Source organism: Mycolicibacterium vaccae NBRC 14118 = CIP 105934 (assembly GCF_001552715.1).
Lineage (GTDB): Bacteria > Actinomycetota > Actinomycetes > Mycobacteriales > Mycobacteriaceae > Mycobacterium > Mycobacterium vaccae.
In genome coordinates this window covers 1-4,927 of sequence record NZ_BCRS01000257.1, presented here as the reverse complement: position 1 = coordinate 4,927, position 4,927 = coordinate 1, and the positions used below count along the sequence as shown (strand labels likewise).

General features: G+C 71.1%; 4 protein-coding genes and 1 pseudogene. 3 read left to right on the top strand and 2 right to left on the bottom strand.

The features are described from left to right. From MVA01S_RS28560 to MVA01S_RS28550, 3 genes and pseudogenes are all read left to right on the top strand, one after another. Nucleotides 1-197 (top strand): annotated as a pseudogene (locus MVA01S_RS28560) (M56 family metallopeptidase); the annotation flags it as partial. A 55-nt stretch (nucleotides 198-252) separates the two neighbouring features. Further along, nucleotides 253-1,710 (top strand): NADP-dependent phosphogluconate dehydrogenase, encoded by a 1,458-nt coding sequence (gene gnd / locus MVA01S_RS28555; protein ID WP_003932300.1) that lies wholly within the window; start codon nucleotides 253-255, stop codon nucleotides 1,708-1,710. 98 nt (nucleotides 1,711-1,808) lie between these two features. Then, nucleotides 1,809-3,272 (top strand): GuaB1 family IMP dehydrogenase-related protein, encoded by a 1,464-nt coding sequence (locus tag MVA01S_RS28550; RefSeq protein WP_060941794.1) that lies wholly within the window; start codon nucleotides 1,809-1,811, stop codon nucleotides 3,270-3,272. On the opposite strand, the gene MVA01S_RS28545 is transcribed toward MVA01S_RS28550, so the two are convergent. Together MVA01S_RS28545 and MVA01S_RS28540 are read right to left on the bottom strand one after the other, a co-directional pair. After that, the gene (locus MVA01S_RS28545; protein WP_003932298.1) at nucleotides 3,225-4,376 is read right to left on the bottom strand and encodes an ABC transporter ATP-binding protein; all 1,152 of its coding nucleotides are present in this window, start codon (nucleotides 4,374-4,376) and stop codon (nucleotides 3,225-3,227) included. The genes MVA01S_RS28550 and MVA01S_RS28545 overlap by 48 nt on opposite strands. Next, a partial coding sequence (locus MVA01S_RS28540) for an ABC transporter permease (protein ID WP_159426371.1) occupies nucleotides 4,369-4,927 on the bottom strand: 559 nt, incomplete at its 5' end. The genes MVA01S_RS28540 and MVA01S_RS28545, both read right to left, overlap by 8 nt.

Sequence of the window (4,927 nt, the reverse complement as noted above, 5' to 3'; positions counted from 1 at the left end):
CCGGCCGCGCCCCCCGCGGTGCGCTGGCCGCCGGCGGTCCGACGACGGTGGTGCGGGTGCGCCGGCTCGGCGGTGAGCCCAACAGCAGGGTCCTCGCCGCAGGCGCGTACGTCGCGGCAGCCGCGGTGCTGGTCGTCCCGACCATCGCGCTGGTGGTGCCGTGGCTGACCGAGCTCCAGAGGCTGTTCTCAGCTTGACGGTGCGCCCCGTAGATTTGCGGTGCCGCATTCACCGAACGAAAGGCTTCCGTTTATGAGCTCGTCGCAGTCCACCACGGGTACAGCGCAGATCGGTGTCACCGGTTTGGCCGTCATGGGGTCGAATATCGCCCGCAACTTCGCGCGGCACGGCTATACCGTGGCACTGCACAACCGCTCGATCGCCAAGACCGACGCGCTGCTGGCCGAGCACGGGTCTGACGGCAAGTTCGTCCGCAGCGAGACCATCGCCGAATTCCTCGACGCGTTGGAGAAGCCGCGGCGGGTGCTGATCATGGTGAAAGCGGGCGAAGCCACCGACGCGGTGATCAACGAGCTCGCCGACGCGATGGAACCCGGCGACATCATCATCGACGGCGGCAACGCGCTCTTCACCGACACCATCCGCCGGGAGAAGGCGATCCGCGAGCGCGGGCTGCATTTCGTCGGCGCCGGCATCTCCGGCGGCGAGGAAGGCGCGCTGAACGGGCCGTCGATCATGCCGGGCGGCCCCAAGGAGTCCTACGAGTCGCTGGGCCCGCTGCTCGAGGAGATCTCAGCGCACGTCGACGGCGTCCCGTGCTGCACCCACATCGGCCCCGACGGCGCCGGGCACTTCGTCAAGATGGTGCACAACGGCATCGAGTACTCCGACATGCAGCTCATCGGCGAGGCGTACCAGCTGCTGCGCGACGGGCTCGGCAAGAGCGCACCGGAGATCGCCGACGTCTTCGACGAGTGGAACAAGGGCGACCTGGACAGCTTCCTGGTCGAGATCACCGCGGAGGTGTTGCGCCAGATCGACGCCAAGACCGGTAAGCCGCTGGTGGACGTGATCCTCGACGAGGCCGAGCAGAAGGGCACGGGTCGCTGGACGGTCAAGTCCGCGCTCGATCTCGGGGTGCCGGTCACCGGCATCGCCGAGGCGGTGTTCGCGCGGGCGCTGTCGGGCTCGGTGACCCAGCGCAAGGCGACCACCGGCCTGGCCTCCGGCCATCTGGGCGAAAAGCCTGCCGACGCAGCGCAATTCATCGAAGACGTGCGTCAGGCTCTGTACGCGTCGAAGATCATCGCCTACGCACAGGGCTTCAACCAGATCCAGGCCGGCAGCATCGAGTACGACTGGAACGTCACCCCCGGCGACCTGGCCACCATCTGGCGGGGCGGCTGCATCATCCGCGCCAAGTTCCTCAACCGGATCAAGGACGCCTTCGACGAGGACCCCGACCTGCCGACCCTGATCGTGGCGCCCTACTTCCGCGACGCCATCGAGGCCGCGATCGACAGCTGGCGCCGCGTGGTGGTCACGGCCACCGAACTGGGCATCCCGATCCCCGGCTTCTCGTCGGCGCTGTCCTACTACGACGGGCTGCGCACCGAACGTCTGCCCGCCGCGCTGACCCAGGGACTGCGCGACCTCTTCGGCGCGCACACCTACGGCCGCATCGACGCCGACCGCGACAAGCGCTTCCACACCCTGTGGAGCGGCGACCACAGCGAGGTCGAAGCCTGATTTTCTCCGCGAGCAGACACGAACTCGCACGATTTGCGTGCTCTGTGTGCGATTTTGCGTCTGCTCGCCGGTGAAACCCGGCCACTAGACTCGGGGTCGTGGAGTTTCTCGATGGCCACCGGCCGCCGTACGACCTGACCTACAACGACGTCTTCGTCGTGCCCGGCCGATCCGAGGTGCAGTCACGCTTCGACGTCGACCTGTCCACGGTCGACGGGTCGGGCACGACGATCCCGGTAGTCGTCGCGAACATGACCGCGGTGGCCGGGCGGCGGATGGCCGAGACGGTCGCGCGCCGCGGCGGGCTCGTGGTGCTGCCCCAGGATCTGCCGGCCTCGGCGGTCCAGCACACCGTGGACTTCGTCAAGACCCGCGACACCGTGGTCGACACCCCGGTGGTGCTGTCGCCGGACGACTCCGTCTCCGACGCGGTCGCCCTGATCCACAAGAGAGCCCACGGCGCGGCGGTGGTGGTGGCCGCGGACGCGAGGAGCGGTTCAGGTGGGGTGAACCGGCCGATCGGCCTGGTCACCGAAGCGGCGTGCGTCGGCGTGGACCGGTTCACCCGCGTGCGTGACGTGGCCGTCCCCGATTTCGTCACCGCGCCGGTGGGCACCGAGCCGCGCAAGGTGTTCGACCTGCTCGAGCACGCGCCGGTGGACGTGGCGGTGATGACCGAGGACGACGGATCGCTGGCCGGCGTGCTGACCCGGACCGGCGCCGTCCGGGCCGGGATCTACCGCCCGGCCGTCGACGCCCGGGGACGGTTGCGCATCGCCTCGGCCGTCGGGATCAACGGTGACGTCGGCGCCAAGGCCCGCGAACTCGCCGAGGCCGGCGTGGACCTGCTGGTCATCGACACCGCGCACGGCCACCAGCAGAAGATGCTCGACGCGATCGAGACGGTGGCGGCGCTGGACCTGGGTCTGCCGCTGGCCGCGGGCAACGTGGTGTCGGCCGCCGGCACCCGGGACCTGATCAACGCCGGCGCGTCGATCGTCAAGGTCGGCGTCGGGCCCGGCGCGATGTGCACGACCAGGATGATGACCGGTGTCGGCCGGCCCCAGTTCTCCGCGGTGGTCGAATGTGCCGCGGCGGCAAGGGAACTCGGCGGACACGTGTGGGCCGACGGTGGCGTGCGGCATCCCCGCGACGTGGCTCTGGCGATCGCCGCGGGCGCCTCCAACGTGATGATCGGATCCTGGTTCGCCGGCACCTACGAGTCGCCCGGCGACCTGATGCGCGATCGGGACAACCAGCCGTACAAGGAGAGCTACGGCATGGCCTCCAAGCGTGCCGTGGCAGCGCGCACCGCCGGCGACGGCGCGTTCGACCGCGCCCGCAAAGCGCTCTTCGAAGAGGGCATCTCGTCGTCGCGGATGAGCCTGGACCCCGCGCGCGGCGGCGTGGAGGACCTGATCGATCACATCACCTCGGGCGTGCGCAGCACCTGCACCTACGTCGGCGCCACGACGCTGCCCGAACTGCACGAGAAGGTCGTACTCGGGGTGCAGTCAGCCGCCGGTTTCGCCGAGGGGCACCCGCTGCCCACCGGGTGGTGACGGGTAGGCCAGCACGTCCCCGGCGACCTCGACGGTGACCGCGGCCCCGTCCTCCAGCGCGGTCGGCACCGGACTGCGCAACTGCAGCCGGGTGCCGTCGGCGAGTTCGACGTGCACCACGGTGTCGGCGCCGTAGAAGCGACGCGCGGTCACCCGGGCCGCAGTGCCGGACGCGCCCGTGCCGAACCGCAGTTGTTCGGGGCGCAGCACCACCACAGCCGGACCGTCGGCGACACCGTCCCGGGTGCGCAGCGGGCCGAGGCTGGTCCGCGCGAGCCCGGCGTGCACCGTGGCGGCGATCTCCACCGTGCTGCCCAGAAATCGGGCGTTGGCCAGCGATCCGGGTCGGTCGTAGAGGTCGGCGGGCGTGCCGTGCCGGGTCACCACCCCGCCCATCAGCAGCGCCACCGAATCGGCCAGTGAGAGCGCCTCAGCCTGGTCGTGGGTGACCAGCAGCGCCGTCGTCGCGGTGTCGCGCAGGATCGTGGCGATGTCCTCGCGCACGCGCACCCGCAGCCCGGCGTCCAGCGCGGCGAACGGTTCGTCGAGCAGCAGCACCCGCGGCCTGGCCGCCAGCGCCCGGGCTAGCGCGACGCGCTGCTGCTGTCCCCCGGAGATCTCGTGCGGGCGGGCATCGGCCAACCCGGCCAGGCCGACCACCTCCAACCAGTGCGCGACCTGAGCGGCCGACTCTTTGCGGCCGTCCCGGCCCAAGCCCGTTCGGCCGTCCCGGCCCAAGCCCGTTCGGCCGTCCCGGCCCCAGCCCGTTCGGCCGTCCCGGCCCAAGCCGAACGCCACGTTCTCCCCCACACTCAGATGCGGGAACAGCGCGCCTTCCTGGGGCATCAGCCCGACCCGCCGGCGGTGCACGGGCACGGTCGGCCCCTCGCCGGCCACCGTCTGCCCGGCGATGCTCACCGTTCCGGCGTCGGGGTCCTCGAAGCCGGCCAGGATGCGCAGCAGGGTGGTCTTGCCGCAGCCCGACGGACCGAGAACCGCGGTGATGGTTCCTGGCGCCAGTTCGATGTCCACACCGGACAAAACCTGCCGGTCACCGAACGCCTTGTGGATGCCGCGGGCGCTGACCGCGGCCGCGTCAGTCACTGCGCACCGCGCCGTCCTCGGTGCCCCACATCCCGAGCAGCGCGGTCGGGACCGCGGCGAACACCAGCAGTGCGGCGGCGTACGGCGCGGCGGAGGCGTAGTCGCTGACCGAGCTGTAGCCCCACAGCCGGGTGGCCAGCGTGTCGGTGCCGGTCGGGTGCAGCAGCAGGGTCACGGGCAGCTCTTTCATACAGGTCAACAACACCAGCGCGGCGCCTGCCGCGATGCCGGGGAGCGCGACGCGGGCGGTCACCGTGCCGAACGCCCGGACCGGGCCGCGGCCGAGGGACCGGGCGACCTCCTCCAGACGGATCGGGGCCGCCTCCACCGCCGCGCGGATCGAGCCGATGGCCATGGGCACGAACAGCACGGTATAGGCCAGGATCAGCAGCGGCTCGCGCTGGTAGATCGGCCGCAGCAACAGCACGCCCAGCGACACCATCGAGATCGCGATGACGATCGACGGGAGCCCGTGCGCGACGTAACTCGCGCCTTCCAGCGCCCGGGTGGCGCGGTCGCGGTGCCGGGCCGCGAGCACCCCCAACGGGAGT